The following is a 739-nucleotide window of genomic DNA, read 5'->3' as shown; positions in this document are numbered from 1 at the left end:
ATCGAGGTTACGGATCGAGATAGCGGGTGCGGCCATGATGATCTACCTGCAAAAGAGAGTAATAGATCAGAACTGCCGATCGCCGTCAAGCACTGAAAATAGCAAAATCAGGTGCGGAATGACGGATCGAAGCGGCCCGGGCCGGCGAGCAGGGGCGTGGCTTTGCGGTGGTGGCAGACGAGGTGCGCAGTCTGGCCCAGCGCACCCAGGCGTCCACCGCCGAAATCAGCAAGATGATCGAGGTGTTGCAGGAGCGTACCGCCGAGGCGGGCAGCGCCATGCAACTGAGCCGTCAGCAGATGCAGGAGAGCGTGGAGCTGGCGCGGGAGGCGGGGAGCAGCATCGACAGCATCAACGGTGCCGTCACCCAGATCACCGACATGAACACCCTGATCGCCACCGCCACCGAGCAGCAGAACGCGGTCACCGAGGAGCTCAATCGCAGCATCGTCAAGATCCACACCGCCGCCGACGAGAATGCCCAGGGGGTGCAGCAGACCGCCCAGGCCTGCGTCGAGCTGAGCAGGCTGGCCACCTCGCTGCACCATATGACCCAGCGCTTCACCCTCTGAGTCTTGCTGGTCACCCGGCACAGCGCAGAAGGCCCCACCAATCGGCGCAATGCTGTTCACTTAAGCGGAGCCGCATTGCGATTTACCGGAAAACGGGTCTTTGATATCTTCACCGCCCTGGGTCTCGATGGCCTGGGGCGTTTTTCTATGAACATGACGCCTATGCA

General features: G+C 61.6%; 1 pseudogene. It reads left to right on the top strand.

The window, feature by feature from the left end:
- Window positions 1-125: 125 nt before the first annotated feature.
- Window positions 126-572: pseudogene (locus C3418_RS23805) on the top strand (methyl-accepting chemotaxis protein); the annotation flags it as partial.
- Between the last annotated feature and the right edge of the window lie 167 nt (window positions 573-739).

The sequence above is a fragment of the Aeromonas sp. ASNIH8 genome, from assembly GCF_002919855.1.
Taxonomy (GTDB): Bacteria; Pseudomonadota; Gammaproteobacteria; order Enterobacterales; family Aeromonadaceae; genus Aeromonas; species Aeromonas caviae.
Note: the sequence above shows the minus strand (reverse complement) of the source record. Positions and strands in the feature narration are given on the sequence as shown.